This window comes from Oleiagrimonas citrea (genome assembly GCF_012395255.1).
GTDB classification, from domain to species: Bacteria; Pseudomonadota; Gammaproteobacteria; order Xanthomonadales; family Rhodanobacteraceae; genus Oleiagrimonas; species Oleiagrimonas citrea.
On record NZ_JAAZQD010000002.1, the window covers coordinates 98218 to 119017 of the forward strand.

A 20800-nucleotide genomic window follows, 5' to 3' on the forward strand; every position below is an offset into this window, starting at 1 on the left:
CGCTTGCTTGCTCATCTGAACTCCTCGTTCTGCAAATGAATGTCTCAACCGATGTTGCTGGTCAGGCTCAACAGCGGCATCAGGATCGCCGCCATGATGAAGGCCACCATGACGGTCATCACCACCGTCAGCGTCGGCACCAGGGCCGCCAGCAGACGATCGATGGAACGCTTCGATTCGACGTCGAAGGTGTCTGCCACCTTCAACAGCATGTCGTCGATGGCGCCGGCCTCCTCGCCGACCTGCACCATCTGCAACGCCAGTCGCGGAAACTGCTTGGATTCGGCCAGGGCCACGCCCAGTCCGGCACCGCCCTTGACCGCCTCCGCCGCTTTCACCAGCGCCGCTTCCAAAGCGGTGTTGCGGGTCACCTGTCGGGTGATGTTGAGGGCCGTCATCATCGGCACGCCGTTCTTCAGCAGCGTGCCCAGCGTCCGCGCGATGCGCGCGGTCTCGACCTTCAACAACACCGGCCCGAGCACCCGCATGCGCAGGCGCCAGCCGTCGAAGGCGCGGCGCGCTTCAACATCGCGCAGACGCATGCGCAGGAAGAAGATGCCACCGACCAGCAGCAGAAGCATCAGCCACCAGCCGCTCTGCATCACGTTGCCGATGCCGAGGACGATCTTGGTCATCAGCGGAATCGGCACATTCATGTCCGCGAAGATCGGCACGAACTGCGGCACCACGTAGGTCAGCAGCAGCAGCAGCGAACCGACCACGCCGACCATCAGGAAAGCGGGATAGATCAGCGCGTTGACCACGCTGGAGCGCAGCGCCTGCGCGCGCTCCAGATAATCGGCCAGACGACGCAGCGTGACGTCCAGCGAACCGCCGGCCTCGCCCGCACGCACCAGACTCACGTACAGGCGCGGGAACGCACCGTGCTCCTCGTCCAGCGCCTGCGACAGCGTGCCGCCGCCGCGCACCCGCTCGCGAATGCGTTCGACCAGCTTCTTCGCCCGTTCGCCCTCGGGCAGATCGAGCAGAATGCCCAGCGCACGGTCCAGCGGCTGTCCCGCTCCCAGCAGCGTCGCCAGCTGATGCGTAAACTGCGCCAGTTGATCGCCCGTGAACGGGCCACGCTGCAGTAGCGACGCGAACATCGGCGCGCCGCCGTTAGCATCGGCCGGTTTGGCTTCCAGCGGCGTGTGCCCCTGGTCCTGCAGGCGCACCACCACGTCCTCGACGCTGGCCGCCTCCATCTGCCCCTGCAGCACCTCGCCGGAAGCGCTGATCGCGCGATAGCGGAACTGCGCCATCTCAGCCTTCCTGCGTCACGCGCAGGACCTCCTCGATGGTGGTCGCGCCGGTCACGGCCTTGGCCAGACCGTCCTCGTACATGGTGCGCATGCCTTCCTCGCGCGCGGCGCGCTCGATGTCGGCGTCGGAGGCGTGCTGCATGACCAGACGGCGCAGCGGATCGCTCATGGTCAGGAACTCGACGATGGCCTGACGGCCGCGATAGCCGGTCGGATTGGACTCGCTGGTACCCGGCTTCCACAGGCGGATCGGTCGCTCGTCGGTGAACCGCTCCAGCTCGAACTGCTTGACCACTTCCGGCAGCGCTTCGTAGGGCTCGGCCAGCTCCGTGTCCAGATGACGCACCAGACGCTGCGCCAGGATGCCGTTGATGGTCGAGGTCAGCAGGTAATCCTCCACGCCCATGTCGAGCAGGCGGGTGATGCCGCCGGCGGCCGAATTGGTGTGCAGCGTGGACAGCACCAGATGGCCGGTCAACGCGGACTGGATGGCGATGCGGCAGGTTTCCAGATCGCGCATCTCGCCAATCATGATGACGTCCGGATCCTGACGCACAATGGAGCGCAGCGCGCCGGCGAAGTCCAGCCCGATCGACGGCTTCACCTGGATCTGGTTGATGCCCTCGAGCTGGTATTCGACCGGGTCCTCGACGGTGATGATTTTCACGTCCGGCGTGTTGATCTGCGACAGCGCCGTGTACAGCGTCGTGGTCTTGCCCGAACCGGTCGGGCCGGTGACCAGCAGGATGCCGTGCGGGCGCTCCAGCACGTCGGTGAAACGGCGCGTGAAATCGTCGGTGAAGCCGAGTTTGGCGAAGTCGAACACGACCGCCTCGCGGTCGAGGATACGCATCACTACCGACTCGCCGAAGCTGGTCGGCACGGTGGACACGCGCAGATCCAGCTCCTTGCCCTGCACGCGCAGCATGATGCGACCGTCCTGCGGCAGGCGGCGCTCGGCGATGTTCAGCCGCGCCATGATCTTCACGCGGCTGATCACCGCGGCGGTGGAACTGGCCGGCGGCGCTTCGACCTCGTGCAGCACGCCGTCGATGCGGTAGCGCACCTTCAGGCGGCTCTCGAATGGTTCGATGTGGATGTCCGACGCACGCTGCTCGACGGCACGCTGAATGACCAGATTGACCAGGCGGATGACCGGCGCCTCGGAGGCCAGGTCGCGCAGGTGCTCGACGTCTTCCTCGTCCGAGGCGACGCCTTCCATGTTCTCGACGATGGTGCCCATGGCCGAGCGGCCCTGGCCGTAGTAGCGCTCGATCAGGTCATCGACCTCGCTGCGCAGGCCCACGCGCAGGGCGATCTCGCGACCTGTCGCCAACGCTACCGCCTGCACCGGGTACGAGTCGCCGGGATCGGCCACCATCAGTCCCAGCACGCCTTCGCCCTCGGCCGCGACCGGCACCACGTGATGCTGCCGCAGGAAGCGCACCGACACGTCCACGTCAGCCGGCGGCATTTCCGGCGCATCGGAGGCCGCCAGCATCGGCACGCCCAGCAGTTCGGCCCAGGCTTCGGCCAGATTGCGCTCGGACACCAGCCCGAGGCGGGCCAGCAAGGCGGTCAGCGTGCCTTCCGGCGCCTCCTCATGCAGACGGCGCGCCCGGCCCAGATCAGCCTCCTTCAGGGAGCCGCGTTCGACCAGCAACGCGCACACGCGCGCCTGATGGGTGTTGCTGTCGGAGCGGGTTCCCGCATCCGTTGATGGCAGTGCAGCTGCCGACATTCCTACATCCTCCCCGAAGCCGCCTTCACGACGGCAAGGCATCCTGCTTGCGAAAACCGCAGCAGGCATAGGTATCACATGGCGGCGAACAGCGCGAGGCTGTCCCCCTCGCCGCCTTGCAGGCTGTGGCCGACTCCGCAGCTTTCGCGGGCTATTCAGGCTTCCAGCGCGGGATCCAGGTCCGGAAACAGCACGTCGATGAAGCCGAACTTGCTGAAATCGGTGATCCGCGAGGGATACAGCCGGCCGATCAGATGATCGCACTCATGCTGCACCACGCGCGCGTGAAAGTCCTCAGCCTCGCGCTCGATCGGCATGCCCGCCAAATCGAACCCGGTATAGGCGACGCGCTTGTAGCGATCCACCGCCCCGCGCAGTCCCGGCACCGAAAGGCAACCTTCCCAGCCTTCTTCCATTTCCTCAGACAACGGCGTGAGCACGGGGTTCAGCAGCACCGTGCGCGGCACCGCCGCCACCTCCGGATAGCGTGCACTGTGCTCGAAACCGAAGATCACCACCTGCAGGTTCACGCCGATCTGCGGCGCTGCCAGGCCCACCCCACCGGCATGCTGCATGGTGTCGAACATGTCGGCCACCAGCGCATGCAGCGCCGGCCTATCGAATGCTTCGACTGGTTCGGCGATGCGCAGCAGGCGCGGATCGCCCATTTTCAGGATTTCGCGGATCATGATCGTCTTCATCCCGTCGCCGACAGCAAACATAACCGAGGGGGCGTGCCGTTGAAGCTTCCCTGTCGACTCGAATCAACCTGAAGTGAGGCCAAGCTGCATGCATTTCAGAACATACTGACCAAGCTGAGACTCATTCTGGCGCACCCGAGAGCAATTCAACCGCCTCGTACTCCGGTGAGCGATATGAAGCGCGCCATACCCTCTCAGGACATCGCCACCAAAACACTCGCTGCACACCACCTAGGCTCCAACCGCACTGACCACAGGACTCTGGGCGACTCTGCGGTCATTGCAAGGCCGGAACGCTTCCATCAGCAGGGGATTGGGCAGATCACTCTCAGGATGGATGCGGCACATACCGTGCACGATACCCGAAAGCCCCGTCATCAAACCCGGAACATACAATTCTTCGACCAATTGATCCGCATCATTCATGAGCTTGTCGACAGCAGCAAGCACGATGCGATCACCACCCTCCAAGGCATGTCCATCGACCTCGATGCCTATCTGTTTGCCCTTGGAGACCATCTCGCGCATACCCAAGCTGCCATGGCATAGGTTGACCCGCTTGTGCCAACCAAGCCTGAGTGAACTTTCCACGGCGGTCTGCAAGGTATCCAGGTAGGCCTCCCGACCCGTTCTTTCGTAAAGATCGCACGCGGCCATGGCAATACCAATGCCCCCGTGGCACCACGCACTAGAAAAGTCCATGCCATCGGATGCACGAAGGTCTCTCCACGCACCGTGCTCCTCATCGTACAAAGATTTTTCAAAATCGAACGCCTGCTCGGCTATGCCGGCCCAACGCTTCCTGTCTGATTCACGCCCTGCCTGACTGAGCGACAAACGTGCCAACGACCAACCAACCCCTGTTGCACCATGGGCAAATCCACCCAAGGGCTGTTCGGACGCAGCGCTTCGCCAACGGCCTCCCCGCTCGTCCAAAATAGCCGCTGCCGCGACCCGGTTACCGATCGAGGCCGCAGTAGCTAACCAACGCGCATCTTGTGTCACTTCAGCCAACTGGATCAAAGGAACAATGAGACCCGCTTCACCCGAAATTATATCGAGCTCAACTTCGCCAACGCGGTCGTCGCCAGATAATGTCTCGGCATGCTCGACCGCGAAATCAAGGAGTTCGGAACGACCAAGAAGAACATGCAAGGCCAGCCACGCCAGTATCCTTGAACCCGCACCATTGAACCCGCCGCCTCTTTTCGGTTTCGAAGCAGATTCCATGGATCGCAACGTAACTAAACAGCCATCCAGAACCTCCTCGACGCCATCAACCGCATTGACGCGTCCACACGTCGCTTCCCTCTGATACCCGGCAAGCGCAAACGCGATACCTCCCAGTCCATTGTAAAAATCGGCATCAACGGGATCGACGCCCCATCCATTCATGCCATGCTCGACTCCGATCCACATCGAGGAACCGTCTGAGCCGCGAACGCTGAATTTCAGTAACCGTCGAATCGCCCACTCTGCGCATTTTCGCCTCGCTCTATCCACATCACCGCCAGTGCCCCCCCGGGGCCTGGGTACACTTTTTCTGGAGTTGTCGCGGCGTCTGTCGGCACGACTATTCAAATCCGCTGCCAGAATCGATGCACGAAAGATTATTTGCTGGGTTTCTGACTCACTGCTGCGCCAAGCCTTCAAGGCATCGGCGATACGCGCCTTGCTTACCTTCGAACGGTATGCAGGGATGTCGCGCAAAACCAAGTCCTCAATCTCTCTTGCCACCTGATTCGGCGTCAGGTCGGTTCCTTTGTTCAGAATCAACTCGGCGCGAAGTCGTGCTTTCTCTGCATCATGCAGAGACGCCGGATGCCACAGCATCTTCTTGACTTCGCTATAGACCTGCGTGGGTCTGTACAAATCTCTTACCCAACAACCTCGGAATCCGTCCAACAAGACGCTTAGCCTTCCGGCGTCATCCAGTTCTTGCAGAAGACGTCCCGTCTGCACGAAACCATCGGATATATCGTCCACATGACGCAAAAAGACATTTTTCGGACAGGGTTGACTCAGTGGCGCATTGAGTACAACACAGCCTTGCGCAATACGAGCATCGGCAGTTCCATCATCCACTAGCACTGGAACCGAGGCTGAAGATTGCTGACCCGCGGATGCTGCCATGCTGGAAACATCGACCCCCTTGAGGCCCTCGAAGAGGGACCGATAAGGCAATATCCCACTGCGCAGAACCGAATCGAAGATCGTCCGTACGGCCTCGACATAGGCACGACCCTTGGACTTGTCCTGAACTACAGTGGCCTTGGCAAAGAGGCATTCTGGATCGACGATCACGGGCACAGAGCCTGCAGCGATCAAATTTTCGCAGTGAATGTCCACGCCCGCTAAAAGATGCAAGACGGCAACCCACTGCCCCAGCTTTCGGTAGAAACCGGATACGTCGTCTTCGCTCGTGCAATACCGGTGCTCCACGAAGGCGCACCAACCGTACTCCGCGCAGTCCATCGCTTTCGGCACGCGGATACGCTCAGAATGTTCGGGAAACAGCTGCGCAAGGAAAGCATCGAACCGGACATCGAGCTCCACGGGGCGAGGCTTGTACATCAGCGCACCGCCGGAAAACTGCAGTTTTGCCACTGCATGCCCTTGATCGTGGGTATCGCCCAAATCGACATTCAATGCCAATAGGCGGTCGCATGACATGCCGAAGAACGATGCCAAGCGCGCTCGATCATCAATAATTCTCGAAACCATCGCTTCAAGAGCCCGCCGCTTGCGGGCAAGCACACACTCGAGTCTTCGAACCAGCACCGGGTACCGGTCATCCAGATGCCTCATGAACTCCGGCCGCTTTGCGCTAAGCACGAATGCTATGAACGGATCCTCGGACCCACCGTCGGGAATCTTACCGGTCAATTTTGCAGCATGAAGCTCCAACAGCAGGACCCGGAGCAAGGCCGCATTCGCCTCGGCAAACAGTGCCTCTGAAACGGATTGAAGAACGATTCTCTGTTCCTCTGCTTCAAGGGCCGGCTTGCTCTCTAGAAAAGCTTTAAACCGATCACACTCCTGTGAGGTGAACCCTTCCAGTACCTCTGAAAACGAATACCTCGGCATCCCGGCCACCATAGACTTTTATCAGCAAATAACATCTAAGCTGCACCACTTATCGGTGCACACCAGCAAAAAACGCAGTCGGTCGCCCGACTGCGTTTTTCTACACAGGCTTCATTGCCTTAGTTCTCACAGAGCGAGAAACCTCGCTCAGCTCAACCGAAACAGGTTGAGGTGCTCAGAGTGTCGCAGCGGATGAGGCCCGTGTTCAAAACCCCATAGTCCTTTTTCTCCATCGCGGCATCTGCCATGCCGTTGAGCGAGCCTGCCGGGTTCGCCATACCGTCTGCAATCTCGGAACCCTGGAGCCACGAAGAAACGATGCTTTCTGCATTGGACATTTCTATCTCTCCTTGATTTTGGTCAATTGAGTAAATGCGGGACGATCTCATCAAATGCTTCCTAGCCCGCACTAAAACCTCTACCTGAGGATGCCGCGCGCGTCAAGCCACACAAGACACCCCCACTCAAATTGAGACTCGATCGACACTTTCCCTCGCTTTCACACACAAAAGACGCGTGCTCGAATATTGGTCAACCCAAACCGACAAACGAAAAATAACAAGCACACTTATTCGCTTCAGGCTTACCAGGCCCGTCGACAGAGAAATCCCGGCAACACTTGATTATTGCTTCCCGAACACCTTCTTCAGCAGGTCCGTGGTGCGTACAGCCGGATTCGTACGGATGGCCTTTTCCTCGTCACCGATGGTCTTGAACAATCCGTTCATCGCCTGATCGGTGACATAGCTGTCCAAGTCCAGATTCTGGTCTTTGCCGGACTTGCCGAGCAAGGAAAGCGCCGATCCGAGCGTGCCACCGGTCGAACCGGCCATCAGCGCCTTGTAGCGTTTGGTGACACCCACGCTGTCGGTGGCCTTGGCGACGATGGGTCGAATGCGCTCGACCAGCTTGGGGCCGGCGACGCGGCGGAAGTAGTCCGTGGCGGCATGATCGCCGCCGCCGAGAATGCCGCGGGCGTCCTTGAGGGTCATCTGGCGAATGGCGTCGCCGAACAGGTCGGCGACTTGCGGCACGGCCTTCTCCGCAGCGCGATTCATGCTCAGCTGGAAGGCGTCGACCTTGTCGCCCTGACCCAGCTTACGCGCAATCTTGGCGACCTCCTGCAACTTGCCCGGAAGAGGAATCCGCACACCGGGGTTGCCCCAGAAGCCATCCTTGCGGCCAAGCGTGTTGATCGCACGGGTAGTTCCCTTGGCCAGCGCTTCCTTGAGACCGCCGACGACTTCGCTCTGCGACAGGTCGGACGTCGAAGTCGTAGCGGCCTTGCCCTTGATCTGGTTGAGCAGGTCTTTCCAGCTTTGCGGTGCAGGCGCAGGCGCAGGTGCGGGCGCAGGCGAAGAAGGCGATGCAGCCACCGACACCAAGGGCCATGCACAGATCGCGAACGCGATCGACAATGAAAAAATCAATCGAGTGGAATTCATGACGGCGCCCTCCGGAAACAGAACCGAAGTGTACGCCTCTGACGCGACTCAGCCAGATGACCGGCGCGAAGCGATGAGCCTCGGCACGCCGAGCAGGAAATGCGCCCACAAGCCGCTCCACACGAACAGCGCCGTGAACGGGTTGCGCGCTGCCGGGTCAAATTTTCGGAACCAGCGCCACATCCCGGCGTGCTTGTGCCGACTGACGAATACCGGGCGGTGACGACTGGAACTTCCGCCTGCGTGCACCACCCGCACCTGGCCGGCCAGCAGGACCTCGTACCCCGCATCCCGCACCCTACGGCACAGATCCAGGTCCTCGCAGTGCAGGAAATAACCGGTATCGAAACCCTCGACGCGCTCGAAAACGCGGCGTTTGAGCAGCATCAGCGCCCCGGAAACGGCTTCTTCCTCGGTGACACCTTCCGGCATCGCACCGTACACGTAGACGCCCTCGCGTGCATGCTCGCCATCGCCGCGATCGCGGCCGCGCATGGTCGCCAGCGCCCGGTGCAACAGCGGATCGCGGCGGCGGGAAGCCGGATCGATCTCGCCCTCTTCGTCACAGATGACTGCCCCGACGAGCCCGCCCTGCAAATGCGAATCCAGCGCTTCGCGAAGACGGCTCACGGTATCGGCTTCGAGCAGACAGTCGGGATTGAGGATCAGAAGATGATCGCCCTCGGCCTGCCTCGCGCCGTGGTTCACGGCCGCACCGAAGCCGAGGTTGGCGCGGTTGTACACGACGCGCAGGCGATGGTCCTCGCTGCGCGCGCGGGCAATGGCTTCGGGTTCGCCATCGCTGGAACCGTTGTCGACCAGGATGACTTCGACGGGGACGTCGCTGTCCAGCGCCCGCGCGACACATGCCCGTGTCGTGGGGCCGCTGTCGGCGGTGACGATGATGATGCTGGTCAGTCCTTTCTGCATGGCGCTTTGCATCCTGTCCCGGCCAAGCCGCGTGTCATCAATTCATGGATTGCCTGCGGCGACATGAATGCTACCGCCTGCATGCCCGCAGAGCCAATCCGGACACACCGCAAGCACCGCGAATCCGCCGCATTTGCCGTGCCGAATGCACGGACAGCCAGACGCAGCACCGTTCTGCAGAGACCGACATACTGGACCGGCAATAGCGACGTCAGTTCCCCGGCACTCAGTCGACCCAGACGCGAGCGTTCCGGAACATGCGCATCCACGGCGAATCCTCGCCCCATTCCGGCGGCCGCCAGGACATCTGCACGCTGCGGAACACGCGCTCAGGATGCGGCATCATGATGAGCACGCGACCGTCGGCAGCCGTGAAGCCAGTCAAGCCGCCCGGCGAACCGTTCGGATTGAGCGGATAGCGCTCGGTCGGCGCGCCGCGATCATCGACATAACGCAGACAGCCATGGCTCTTCGACGGGCTGCACGAAAGCGGGAAGTCGGCGCGCCCCTCGCCGTGCGCAACCACCACGGGAATGCGGGAGCCGGCCATGCCCTGCAGGAAGATGCTGTCGGAGTTCAGCACTTCCACGGTGGCCAGACGTGCTTCGTACTGCTCGGACGTGTTGCGCAGGAATTCAGGCCAGTGCTTGGCGCCCGGAATGATGTCCTTGAGGTGCGAGAACATCTGGCAGCCATTGCATACGCCCAGGGCGAAGCGCGAACCGTCGGCGAGGAAGCGCTCGAACTGCGGTCGCAGATGGTCGTTGTACAGAATCGTCGTGGCCCAACCGCGTCCCGCGCCCAGCACGTCACCGTAGGAGAAGCCGCCGCATGCAGCCAGTCCGTTGAAGGCGTCAAGGAAACGGCGGCTCGCGAGCAGATCGGACATGTGCACGTCGACGGTCTCGAAGCCGGCGCGGTCGAAGGCCGCCGCCATCTCGACCTGACCATTGACCCCCTGCTCGCGCAGGATCGCCACGCGCGGACGCTTGCCGGTGGCGATCATCGGCGCGGCCACATCCTCGGCCGGATCGAAACTCACCGACGGACGGATGCCGCGATCGCTGTCGTCGATGCGCCATTCCCGTTCGGCGTCCGCGCAATCCGGGTTGTCGCGCAGGCGCTGCATGGCGTAGCTGGTTTCGGTCCAGGCGTTGAACTGTTCCTGCCAGTTCCACTTGGCGAACACGTCGGTACCCATGAACAGCTTGATGCCGAGCTTCTGGCGTGGCTCGCCGATGCAGTGGCCGAGTTCGCTCAGGCCGTGCTTGTCCAGCAGTGCCTCGAACGCCTCGCGCTGCGCGCGCGGCACCTGCAGCACGGCGCCCAGCTCCTCGTTGAACAGGGCACGCAGGGTGGCATCGGCCCAGCCTTCCAGCTGGATTTCCAGACCGCAGTGCCCGGCGAAGGCCATTTCCAGCAGGGTGACGATCACGCCACCGTCGGAACGGTCGTGGTAGGCCAGCACCAGATCCGCGGCGTTGGCTTCCTGCACCAGGTCGAACAGCGCCTTCAGGCGCTTCGGATCGTCCAGATCGGGCGGCACGCCACCGCCGCGGTTGAACGCCTGGGTCAGCGCCGACGCGCCGAGACGGTCGCGGCCGCCGCCGAGGTCGATCAGCCACAGGTCCGTGTCGCCCTGATCCATCCGCAGCTGCGGCGTCAGTGACTTGCGCACGTCCTCGACATGGGCGAAACCGGTGACCACCAGCGAAACCGGCGCCACGGTGCGCTGCTCGCCGGCCTCCGGATCGTCCCACACGGTCTGCATGGACATCGAATCCTTGCCGACGGGAATGGACAGGCCCAACTGCGGGCACAGCTCCATGGCCACCGCTTCCACGGCGTCGAACAGCGCGGCATCCTCGCCGGCATGGTTGACCGCCGCCATCCAGTTGGCGGACAGACGGATCTTGCTCAGATCACCGATGGGCGCGGCCGCCAGATTGGTGATGGCCTCGCCGACCGCGATGCGCGCGGCGTCGGCGCTGGACAGCAGCGCCACCGGCGCGCGTTCGGCCATCGCCATCGCCTCGCCGGCATAGCCGTCGAAATCGAGCAGGGTCACGGCGCAGTCGGCCACCGGCACCTGCCACGGACCGACCATCGGATCGCGTGCGCACAGGCCGCCGACGCTGCGGTCGCCGATGGTAATGAGGAACGACTTGCTGCCGACCACCGGCATGCGCAGCACGCGGCTCAGCGCCTCGCCCAGCTCGATGCCGGACAGGTCCGGCACCAGGTCCACGCGCGGCTTGCAGCGGGTGGCATCACGGTGCATGCGCGGCGGCTTGCCGAACAGCATGTCCATGGACAGATCGATCACGCGAATGTCGCGCTTGCGATCATGCACGCGGAGATGTTCCTCGGCAGTGGCCTCGCCGACCACGGCCAGCGGGCAGCGCTCGCGCAGGCAGATCGCCTCCAGCATCTCCAGATCGTCCGGTCGCACCGCCAGCACATAGCGTTCCTGCGACTCGTTGCACCACACCTGCATCGGCGTCAACGACGGGTCGTCGCAGGGAATCTTCGACAGATCGATGTCGCCACCCAGGTCGGCGTCGTGCAGGATCTCGGGAATGGCGTTGGACAGGCCGCCCGCACCGACATCGTGAATGCTGACAATCGGATTGTGTTCACCGCGCGCCCAGCACTGGTCGATGACTTCCTGGCAGCGGCGCTCCATTTCCGGGTTGTCGCGCTGCACCGAGGCGAAGTCGAGTTCGTCGCTGGAGCTGCCGCCGGCCATCGACGAAGCGGCGCCGCCACCCAGACCGATCAGCATCGCCGGCCCGCCCAGCACGACGACCTTGTCACCCGGTTTCACCTGGCCCTTGGCCACATGCTGACGACGGATGTTGGCCAGACCCCCGGCGATCATGATCGGCTTGTCGTAGCCACGGCGCACGCCGGGCTTGCCGTTCTCGGTCTCGAAGGTGCGGAAGTAGCCACCCAGGCACGGACGACCGAATTCGTTGTTGTACGCGGCCGCGCCCAGCGGACCATCGCGCATGATCTCGAACGCGGTGGCGAATCGCGCCGGCAACGGCCGCTCGTTCTCCCACGGCCGCGGCAGCCCGGGAATGCGCAGATGCGACACGGAGAAGCCGGTCAGGCCAGCCTTGGGCTTGCCGCCACGGCCGGTCGCGCCCTCGTCGCGGATCTCGCCACCGGCACCGGTACCCGCGCCGGGCCATGGCGCAATCGCGGTCGGGTGGTTGTGCGTCTCCACCTTGATGGCGAAGTCGATGTCCTCTTCGGTCATGCGCCAGACGCCGTCCTCGGGATCGGCGAAGAAGCGCTTGCCCACGCCGCCGCTGATGACTGCGGCATTGTCCGAATACGCGGACAGCGTGTGCGCCGGCGACTTCTCGTGCGTGTTGCGGATCATGCCGAACAGCGTGACCGTCTGCGGATCGCCGTCGACACTCCAGGTGGCGTTGAAGACCTTGTGCCGGCAGTGCTCGGAGTTGGCCTGCGCGAACATCATCAGCTCGGCGTCGCTGGGATCGCGATCCATCTCGGCGTAGCGAGCGGCCAGATAGTCGATCTCGTCGTCGGCCAGCGCCAGGCCCAACTCGCGGTTGGCGGCGATCAGCGCATCATGCGCCGCCTCGCCCAACTCGACGCGCGCCAGCGGGCCGGCTTGGCCGTGCAGGAACAGGCCTTCGGCCTCGTCCCGATCCGACAGCACCGATTGCGTCATCGGATCGTGCAGTTGCGCGAGCATCGCGCGCTCGTCGTCGCTGCCCGCCTCGGGCCGATGATCGATCAGATAAGCCACTCCGCGCTCGACGCGGACCACATCCAGCCCGGCCTCACGCACAATGTCGGTGGCCTTGCTCGACCACGGCGAAATGGTGCCCAGGCGGGGCGTCACCCAGAGCGAGGCATCGGCCGGATCGTCCTCCTTCGCCGCCAGCACGCCGCGCAAGTGCGCCAGCGCTTCTTCGTCGAGCGCCGGTCCGGTCTCGACAAAGTAGACGAACCAGGCTGATCGAACGCGCAACCCGTGCTGGATGGCGCCGAGTCGGGCGTTGATCTGGTCGAGGCGAAACGGGGAAAGGGCACTGTGCCCGTCGAGAGCAATCATGTGCTTGCTGCGCAAAGGAAAACGGCCATTCTACCGGAGTCCCGTCGCGGCCAACACCACCCTGCGACAAACGGCACGATTGAATCGTGCCGCAAGCTCAGCGCTGCGCGGCGGCCTTCGGGTCCGTGCCGGCCGGCGTCTGCTGGATACGCACCATGCGCACCGCCTGCAGGAGCTGCCTCGGGTTCAGATAACCGCCGATCACCGAACCGTCCTCGGCGATGATCGTGGGCGTGCCGTCCACACCGATGCGCTGACCCAGGTGGTACTCGCGCGCCACCGGATTGGGGCACGTCGCCGACTTGATGGACTCGCCGGCCTTGGCCTCGGTGAAGGCTTTCTTGCGGTCCTTGGCGCACCAGACCGACACGGCCTTGGCGTAGGACGGCGTATCGCGGCCACTGGGCACGGCCTTCAGGCCCGAACGCGGCCAGAACAGATACTGCACCGCAATGCCTTCGGCGTTGTAGGCCGCCATGTGCTGGTGGAACACACGGCAGTAGCCGCAATCGAGATCGGTGAACACGGTCACCGTGTACTTCGGGTGCGGCGGCGCGTAGATCACGCGATCACTGGCCGGCACCGTCGCCAGCGCCTGCCGGCGAATCGCCTTCATGTTCGCTTCAGTGAGATTGCGCGACTGGTCCGCATCGAACAGCTGACCGGCCATCACGTACTTGCCGTCGGTACTGACGTAGATGATCTTGCCGTGCACCAGGGCCTGATAGAAGCCGGGCATCGGCGCCGGCTCGACGTGGGTCGGCTTCGCATCCGGCGCCAGACGGGCCAGCGCGTGCGCCACCACCTTGGTCGCAGGACCGGATGCGGGCGCCGCGGCGATGGCAGCGAAAGACGACAGGAAAAACGCGACAACCAGAATTTTGCGGACCATGAAGCTTCTCACTCGACAAGCCGCGCGCAAACGTCGACAGGATGCATACGCGCCGGAAAGGAACTGCATTGTCGCACGCCACCCGGACGTCGCAACGGCCCTGCAGCACGAAACCGGATCGTCGCAGGTCAGGCCTCGCTCACCGATTCAGCGCGCACAATTTCAGATCATCGTCGAGATTGGACCGGATCGGCCGGCAGCGATGCGACGCAAGCGTCAGCCCATATCGGCGCAGATCTTTGCCCGCCGCCGGCAGGTCGCGCACCACGGCCTGTATCGGCCCCCGATGGGTTGCGATCCGCTCTCGCAGCATCGCTCCCAGCATTTGATGACGCGCAAGGTTCGTGAACCACGTGATTCCGGCAAACGTCGCACGCCGCCCCTGCAGGAATGGCACCACGAAGGCATTGGGCTGATCGACCACCAGCACCAGTGTGTCATCGGGAAGTCGAGGTGCGTGCACTTCGACACTGTGCGCAGCAAAAGGCGCATGCCCCCAGTCTGGGCGATGCGTCCCGAACAGCAGCAGCAGCGTGACGAACACACCGACCCCTACCCAGACGCGACGCGCAACGCGCCCACGGAGCTGTTCGGCGAACCGGCGTATCAGCAGCAGACCGATCAATCCGCTCAGGGCCTCGACCGGAATCAGATAGCGATAGATGGAGAACAGCGCCAACCAGCCAGCGTAGGCCACGCCCACAAAGAGCAGCAACGCCATCTCCGCACGCAGACCTGCCCGCTGCGCCTGCGCGGTACCCGCACGACGCAAGCGCCACGGCAACATGGCGCCGAGCGCCACCACACCGAGCCAGACCACGGCAAGACGTCCGTCGCGCATCGGAAATTCGCTGACCAGACGGCTTTTGCGCACGCTCCACTCGAACGGATAAAACAGCCACTGCAGCACGCCGTGCGGTCGGAAACGCGCATCCGTGCCGTTGATGGCTGGCACCCAGTCGGAATGGAACACGTTGTTGAACAACGGGAACAGCGGATTGCCGGTCATGCGGTACAGATGCAGACCCCACGCGCCGTAGGCAAGCAGCACCCCCGTCGCACCGGCAACTCCGAACAATGCGACATGACGCATGCGCGATCCACGCGGCGCCAGTACCAGGCAGGCTGCAGCCAGCGCTGGCGCATAGACGATCGCCGTGGGCTTCAGTCCCACCGCCACGCCCGCCAGCAAACCGGCCAACAACAGCTTCCATCCCACCCCGCGCTGCCCGGCGCCGTCAGCTGCCGGCGCGATGCGCAGCAGCATGGCGAAGACCGTGAGCACCAGCATGGCCAGCGGGACCTCATTGAACGTGGCCCCGGCCTGCGCCATTACCGCACTCCCGGACACGCCGATCCACCACGCCAGCGCCTCGCCCAGGCCCGCCGCACGCCCCTCCCTCCGAGCAAACTCGATCACGATGACGCCGACCACATAAATCAGCGCGCCATACCAGAGCCCCTGCAGAGCGGCGACCACGCGCGGCCAGGCATTCAGCGGCCCGGTGACCAACAGGTAGTACGGGATGTCCGGCAGCGGGTTGTAGTAGCTCTGCAAGCCGGCCACCGCCACGTCGTCGTTTGCATGACCGGTCAACCAGGCCCACGGGTTGTACAGGTGATAATTCAGCAGGTCCCAGTTGATGTCCTGCCCGAGCAGCACCGAAGTCAGCGCACCGACGAGCAGGCAGAGCGCCAGCGCACCCAGCGGATGCCGGGCGGACCATCCGAACACGCGCCGCACGAAACCGTCGATCATGTCCGCGACGACCGCAACGGTATCGACAGGTAGGCAAGACGACGCGTCTCGCTACGCCCGCGGGTCACCGTGTCCAGGATGATGCCGCAAGCCAGGAAAAGCATGGCCACGACCATCAACGCCGCGCACAGGATCGCGGTGGGAAAACGCGGCACCAGACCGGTGTCCAGCCACGTCATGATCAACGGAATCGCCAGTAGAACAGACGCTGTTGCGGTCAATGCGCTAAGGATCGAAAAGAACGCCAGCGGGCGAGCATCCTTGGAAAGGCGCAGCAGTCGGAGCAGGATCTGCAACCCGTCTTTCCACGTACTAAGCTTGCTCTCCGAGCCTTCCGGACGGGCGCGATAGGTGGTGCGGATCTCGTCCGTGGGCATGCGCAATTCCAGTGCGTGCACGGTCAACTCGGTCTCGATCTCGAAGCCGTCGACCTGCGTCGGGAACGACTTCACGAACCGGCGCGAGAACACGCGGTACCCGGAGAGCATGTCACCAGTGCTCCCACCGAACAGCAAACCCACCGTGCTGGTGAAGAAGCGATTGCCGAAGCGATGGCCGAAGCGGTAAGCCTCGTCCTCGCTGCTGACGCGCACACCCACGACCATGTCCAACTGCTGATCGACCAGCCGCTGCACCATCGTCTCGGCGGCGCCGGCGTCATACGTGTCGTCGCCATCCACCAGCACGTAGAAATCGGCCTCGATGTCCGCGAACATGCGCCGCACCACGCTGCCCTTGCCCTGCCGCGGTTCGCGCCGCACCACCGCACCGGCGGCTTCGGCCCGGCCGGCCGTGTCGTCGACGGAATTGTTGTCGTAGACGTAGATCGTCGCCTGCGGCAGGTACTTCGCGAAGTCGCGCACGACATCGGCGATGGTCGCCGCCTCGTTGTAGCACGGAATCAGAACCGCAACCGCGGCATCTTCCCCCTGCGCTTGTCCGGGTTGTTCCGGCATGCGTTTCCATCCATGAACCAATCAAGGCCGTTATCGTAGCGGGACTGCACGGCGCGGGCCATGCCGCTCACCGGCCGTATCATCCGCGCGGATGATGCTGGGCATGCAGTCGCTTGAGTCCCTCGCGCGCAACGAGCGTGTAGATCTGCGTGGTGCTGAGCGCGCTGTGCCCCAGCAGCATCTGCAGGGCGCGCAGGTCCGCGCCGTGATTGAGCAGGTGCGTGGCGAAGGAATGCCGCAGCACGTGCGGGGAAATGCGCTTGGCGGCGATGCCGACCTGCATCGCGTAGCGCTTGACCAGCGTCCAGAACATCTGCCGGCTCATCGCCGCGGCGCGGTTGGACAGGAACAGCGCCACCGGCTGTCGTCCGCGCGCCAGTTCGGGGCGCGCTTCGTTCAGGTAGCGCTCGATCCAGTCGAGCGCGGTCTCGCCGACCGGAATCAGACGCTCCTTGTCGCCCTTGCCGGTGACGCGCAGCACGCCCTGGCGCATATTGAGGCCCGCGATCGGCACGTTGACCAACTCCGACACGCGCAGCCCGGAGGCGTACATCAGCTCCAGCATGGCGCGGTCGCGCAGACCCAGCGGCGTGGTCACGTCCGGCGCGGTGAGCAGCGCTTCGACCTCGCGCTCGGCCAGCGCCTTGGGCAGACTTCGCGGGAGCTTGGGGCGCTGCAGCATCAGCGTCGGGTCCTCGAAACCGGGGCGATGCCGCGCCACATGCGCGTAGTAGCGGCGAAACGTGGTCTGTCGCCGCGCCATGCTGCGTGCGGACACGCGCTGCGCGCCGAGATACCCGGAAATATCGGCACGCCCCGCTGTGTCCAGATGGGTGCCATGCCCATTCAGCCAGCGCGCCAGTCCTTCCAGATCGCGTCGATAGGCATCCAGCGTGCGCGCGGCCAGGCCGTCCTCCGACCACAGTCGTTCGATGAAAACATCGATGCTGTCGCGGTCCACATCGGCGATACTGTCGGTCTTGTCCGTCATGACCGCGATGCTGGATGCAAGCACGCACCCGGCGCAAGCCTATGAATGAAACGACCCGCTCCTCCGAGCTGCCCGCGCCGTTCTGGCGGCGCCTGCTGGCCCTGGTCTACGAACTGCTGGCGGTGCTGGCGATCCTGTTCGTGACCGACATGGTCTGCCTGCTGATCACCCGCGGCCAGCTCGATCCGCACGCCGCGTGGTACCGCGCTGCACTGCTGCTGGCGCCGGCGGCGTACTTCCTGATCTCGTGGACGCGCGGCGGACAGAGCCTGGGCATGCGCCCCTGGCGCCTCTATCTGCGTACCGACGCCGGCACGGCACCCGACCTGCGCCGCTCAATCCTGCGCTTCGCGATACTCGCCACGCCGCTGCTGCTGCTGTCCATCGCACCGTTCGCCGGTCCGGTGGCTGCAATGATCGCGCCGTTCGCCGCCTGGGCGCTGTTCCTGCTTCCGGCCCTGTTCGACCGCCGGCATCGCGCGCTGCACGACATGCTCGCCGGCACCTGGATCGTGTATCGGCCTGCCCCGAAGAACTGAACCTTTCCGCGCCGCGCGGAAACCGCGACCTTTCAGGATTCGATCGAATCGTTCCGCGTTACGGACGGGCCCCACCGTTTTCGGGGACGCTAGCCGTGCCGGCGGAAGTACAGCGTCGCCACAATCACCAGCACCATGGCCGGCAGCAAATTCGCCAGCATCGGCGACAGACCATAGACCGTGCCGAAGTTGGTCATCGACTGCTGCAGGAAGTACCAGGCGATGGCCAGCAGCACGCCGATGAACAGGCGCTTGCCGAGACCGCCCGAGCGCAGCGCACCGAAGGCGAACGGCATCGCGCACAGCACCAGCACCAGCACGTTCAGCGGATACAGCGCGTGCGACCAGAACGACACCGCGTAGGCGCCCGGATTCTGGCCGTTGGCGCGCAGGTACTGCATGTTGGCGTACAGATCGCGCATCGACAGATACTGCGGATGCACGATGGACTGCTCCAGCACGCGCGCGTCCAGATGCGTCTTCCACGGCACCGAGGCAACCTCGTGACTGTGCACGCCATCGGCGTCCAGCGTGCTGATGCGCAGATCCTTCAGGGTCCAGTCGCGACCGTTGTTCTCGGCGCTCTTGGCGCGGCGGAATTTCACCAGTTGGCCGCTGTCGTCGAAGCTGAACACGCGCACGTCGACCAGCTGCACGCGCTGGTGCCCGTCTACGCGCACCGCCTGCGCGCGCTTGGCGTTGACCACGTCGTCGCCGTCGCGCGCCCACAGGCCGCTGCGCGTAGTCAGGCCGATGTTGTCCGAATGCAGTGCCAGCTGGATGGCCTGCGCGCGCTGATCGCCGGCCGGAGCCAGAGTCTCGCCGATCAGCATCACCGCCACCGTCAGCACGGCGACCACCGCCGTCACCGAGACGGCGATGCGCAGCTTGGACATGCCCGCCGCGCGCAGCGCCGTCAGTTCGCCGCTGCCGGCCAAACCGCCCAGACCGAGCAGACCGCCGATCAGCGCCGCGTTGCCAAAATGCTCGTACATGCGCCGCGGGATGGTGTCGGCGATGTAGATCGCGGCCTTGCTGAGGGTGTAGCCGTGATCGCCGACGTGACCGAGCTGCCGGAGGAACTGGCCCAGCGTGTCGAAGCCGACCAGGATCAGCCAGACGATGGCGAGCGTGCTCAGCACGCTGGTCGCGATCAGGCGGTCGACCTGCTTCACGCGCGGCATCGGCAGTCTCATGCATCGGCTCCCTTCACGCGCCACGCGCTGAACTGACGGCGGAACATCCACAGCGCACCCAGCGTCACCAGGATGTGCAGCACCCACATCGGCGCGCTGTTGCTCACCGTGCCGCGATCAATGAGCGCGCGCCCCAGCGACAGCAGCAGGAAATAGAGGAAGTACGCCAGCACGGCCAGCAGCAGACGGCCGTAGCGCGCCTCGCGCGGCGATTGCCGCGCCAGCGGCAGAGCCAGCAGCAAGAGCACCAGCGCGGTGGCCGGCGCCGCCGTGCGCCAGGCCAGCTCGGCGCGCGCATCGACATTGTTCGAGTCGATCAGGTCCAGCGTGCTCACACTGCTCAGCGGATCGCTGTCGTCGTCACTCTGCGGCCGCACCTCGGACAGCGCCACGTCGTTGCGCCGATAACGCATGCGCTGCCAGTTCTCGCGACCGAGCGGCACCTGGAACTGCCAGCCGTCCATCAGCGCGAGGTAGCGCCCGTGGGTTTCGCTGCCCTGGTACAGCTCGCCGCGCTTGGCGGTGATCAGCTTGACCCGCGCCGGATGCGTGTCCGTCGCGGCTTCATCGCTGGCCAGGAAAACCTGATCCAGCTTGGTGCCTTTGCGGTTCATGCCGGCCACGAAGATCACGCCGCCCTTGCCCGGCAGTTCCGTGAAGCGACCGGCGTCGAGACCGGCAGCGATCACCGAGCGGTTGGCCTCGGCCACCAGCTGGTCGGCCGTGCGCGCCGAGAGTGGCCCCAGCCACAGCGATACCACCGCGATCAGCACCGTCGCCGGAATGCCGAGCATCAGCGCCGGCCGCATCAGGCCGCCCGGCCCCATGCCGGCGGCAGCCAACACGTGCATTTCACTGTCGCGCCACATGCGCCCCAGCGCCACCAGCACGCCGAGAAACAAGGACAGCGGCAGCAGACCCGGCAGCGCGTTGACGATGCGCAGACCCAGCACCTGGAACATCACGCTGGCCGGAAAGCTGCCGTTGGCCACCTGCTGCAACACGCGCGCAAAGGTACCGCCGGTGAAGATCACCAGTAGCACGATGGTGGTGGCGAGCACGCTCAGAACGAGTTCGCGCAGGAAATAACGGTCGAGGATGCGCAGCATGCGATAATGGCGAGTGAAATGTTCGCGTCGCGACGGACGCGTGCGGTCGAAGGCGAAGTGTAGCCGGTCCGGCACATTGTCGGCAGGCCGGTCATCGAT

General features: G+C 64.2%; 15 protein-coding genes. 1 reads left to right on the forward strand and 14 read right to left on the reverse strand.

Going from position 1 to position 20800, the window contains the following annotated elements:
- Positions 1–44: 44 nt before the first annotated feature.
- The 12 genes from HF690_RS04450 to xerD form a co-directional block, all read right to left on the reverse strand.
- Positions 45–1262, reverse strand: a complete 1218-nt coding sequence (locus HF690_RS04450) for a type II secretion system F family protein (protein ID WP_168608599.1) — start codon at positions 1260–1262, stop codon at positions 45–47.
- A gap of 1 nt (position 1263) precedes the next feature.
- Positions 1264–3003, reverse strand: a complete 1740-nt coding sequence (gene gspE / locus HF690_RS04455) for a type II secretion system ATPase GspE (protein WP_168608600.1) — start codon at positions 3001–3003, stop codon at positions 1264–1266.
- Between the two features lie 155 nt (positions 3004–3158).
- Complete coding sequence (def, locus tag HF690_RS04460; protein ID WP_168608601.1) at positions 3159–3692, reverse strand: peptide deformylase; 534 nt, start codon at positions 3690–3692, stop codon at positions 3159–3161.
- 243 nt (positions 3693–3935) lie between these two features.
- Positions 3936–6803 (reverse strand): type 2 lanthipeptide synthetase LanM family protein, encoded by a 2868-nt coding sequence (locus tag HF690_RS04465; protein WP_168608602.1) that lies wholly within the window; start codon positions 6801–6803, stop codon positions 3936–3938.
- Between the two features lie 140 nt (positions 6804–6943).
- The gene (locus HF690_RS04470; RefSeq protein WP_168608603.1) at positions 6944–7129 is read right to left on the reverse strand and encodes a DUF6229 family protein; all 186 of its coding nucleotides are present in this window, start codon (positions 7127–7129) and stop codon (positions 6944–6946) included.
- Positions 7130–7414: 285 nt separating this feature from the next.
- Positions 7415–8236, reverse strand: coding sequence for a DUF4197 domain-containing protein (locus HF690_RS04475; protein WP_168608604.1), 822 nt, complete (start codon positions 8234–8236; stop codon positions 7415–7417).
- 48 nt (positions 8237–8284) lie between these two features.
- Positions 8285–9166 carry a glycosyltransferase family 2 protein gene (locus HF690_RS04480; RefSeq protein ID WP_193568398.1) on the reverse strand — a complete coding sequence of 294 codons (882 nt, stop codon included), beginning with the start codon at positions 9164–9166 and terminating at the stop codon, positions 8285–8287.
- A 226-nt stretch (positions 9167–9392) separates the two neighbouring features.
- Positions 9393–13259: a phosphoribosylformylglycinamidine synthase gene (gene purL / locus HF690_RS04485; protein ID WP_113064587.1), complete on the reverse strand. Its 3867-nt coding sequence runs from the start codon at positions 13257–13259 to the stop codon at positions 9393–9395.
- A gap of 97 nt (positions 13260–13356) precedes the next feature.
- Complete coding sequence (locus tag HF690_RS04490) at positions 13357–14151, reverse strand: DsbC family protein (protein ID WP_168608605.1); 795 nt, start codon at positions 14149–14151, stop codon at positions 13357–13359.
- 139 nt (positions 14152–14290) lie between these two features.
- Complete coding sequence (locus HF690_RS04495) at positions 14291–15910, reverse strand: hypothetical protein (RefSeq protein WP_168608606.1); 1620 nt, start codon at positions 15908–15910, stop codon at positions 14291–14293.
- On the reverse strand, positions 15907–16866 hold the full coding sequence (locus tag HF690_RS04500) for a glycosyltransferase family 2 protein (protein ID WP_168608607.1): 960 nt from the start codon (positions 16864–16866) through the stop codon (positions 15907–15909). Before HF690_RS04500 ends, HF690_RS04495 begins: the two co-directional genes overlap by 4 nt.
- Positions 16867–16945: 79 nt before the next feature.
- Positions 16946–17857: a site-specific tyrosine recombinase XerD gene (gene xerD, locus HF690_RS04505; RefSeq protein WP_168608608.1), complete on the reverse strand. Its 912-nt coding sequence runs from the start codon at positions 17855–17857 to the stop codon at positions 16946–16948.
- A gap of 41 nt (positions 17858–17898) precedes the next feature.
- Here xerD and HF690_RS04510 point away from each other — a divergent pair, with 41 nt between their 5' ends.
- On the forward strand, positions 17899–18396 hold the full coding sequence (locus HF690_RS04510; RefSeq protein WP_168184680.1) for an RDD family protein: 498 nt from the start codon (positions 17899–17901) through the stop codon (positions 18394–18396).
- Between the two features lie 89 nt (positions 18397–18485).
- Here the strand turns inward: HF690_RS04510 and lptG are convergent, their stop codons facing one another.
- On the reverse strand, positions 18486–19592 hold the full coding sequence (gene lptG / locus HF690_RS04515) for an LPS export ABC transporter permease LptG (RefSeq protein ID WP_425495902.1): 1107 nt from the start codon (positions 19590–19592) through the stop codon (positions 18486–18488).
- Entirely contained in the window at positions 19589–20701 is a 1113-nt protein-coding gene (lptF, locus tag HF690_RS04520) for an LPS export ABC transporter permease LptF (protein WP_168608609.1), read from the reverse strand. The genes lptG and lptF overlap by 4 nt, the downstream gene beginning before the upstream one ends.
- Positions 20702–20800: the final 99 nt, after the last annotated feature.

Bases quoted from the DNA above. Each gene is read 5' to 3' on its own strand.
- purL (WP_113064587.1), bottom strand. From the start codon at position 13,259: ATGATTGCTCTCGACGGGCACAGTGCCCTTTCCCCGTTTCGCCTCGAC.
- HF690_RS04480 (WP_193568398.1), bottom strand. From the start codon at position 9,166: ATGCAGAAAGGACTGACCAGCATCATCATCGTCACCGCCGACAGCGGC.
- HF690_RS04490 (WP_168608605.1), bottom strand. From the start codon at position 14,151: ATGGTCCGCAAAATTCTGGTTGTCGCGTTTTTCCTGTCGTCTTTCGCT.
- HF690_RS04450 (WP_168608599.1), bottom strand. From the start codon at position 1,262: ATGGCGCAGTTCCGCTATCGCGCGATCAGCGCTTCCGGCGAGGTGCTG.
- gspE (WP_168608600.1), bottom strand. From the start codon at position 3,003: ATGTCGGCAGCTGCACTGCCATCAACGGATGCGGGAACCCGCTCCGAC.
- HF690_RS04495 (WP_168608606.1), bottom strand. From the start codon at position 15,910: ATGATCGACGGTTTCGTGCGGCGCGTGTTCGGATGGTCCGCCCGGCAT.
- HF690_RS04475 (WP_168608604.1), bottom strand. From the start codon at position 8,236: ATGAATTCCACTCGATTGATTTTTTCATTGTCGATCGCGTTCGCGATC.
- HF690_RS04470 (WP_168608603.1), bottom strand. From the start codon at position 7,129: ATGTCCAATGCAGAAAGCATCGTTTCTTCGTGGCTCCAGGGTTCCGAG.
- lptG (WP_425495902.1), bottom strand. From the start codon at position 19,592: ATGAGACTGCCGATGCCGCGCGTGAAGCAGGTCGACCGCCTGATCGCG.
- HF690_RS04500 (WP_168608607.1), bottom strand. From the start codon at position 16,866: ATGCCGGAACAACCCGGACAAGCGCAGGGGGAAGATGCCGCGGTTGCG.
- def (WP_168608601.1), bottom strand. From the start codon at position 3,692: ATGATCCGCGAAATCCTGAAAATGGGCGATCCGCGCCTGCTGCGCATC.
- xerD (WP_168608608.1), bottom strand. From the start codon at position 17,857: ATGACGGACAAGACCGACAGTATCGCCGATGTGGACCGCGACAGCATC.
- HF690_RS04465 (WP_168608602.1), bottom strand. From the start codon at position 6,803: ATGGTGGCCGGGATGCCGAGGTATTCGTTTTCAGAGGTACTGGAAGGG.
- lptF (WP_168608609.1), bottom strand. From the start codon at position 20,701: ATGCTGCGCATCCTCGACCGTTATTTCCTGCGCGAACTCGTTCTGAGC.
- HF690_RS04510 (WP_168184680.1), top strand. From the start codon at position 17,899: ATGAATGAAACGACCCGCTCCTCCGAGCTGCCCGCGCCGTTCTGGCGG.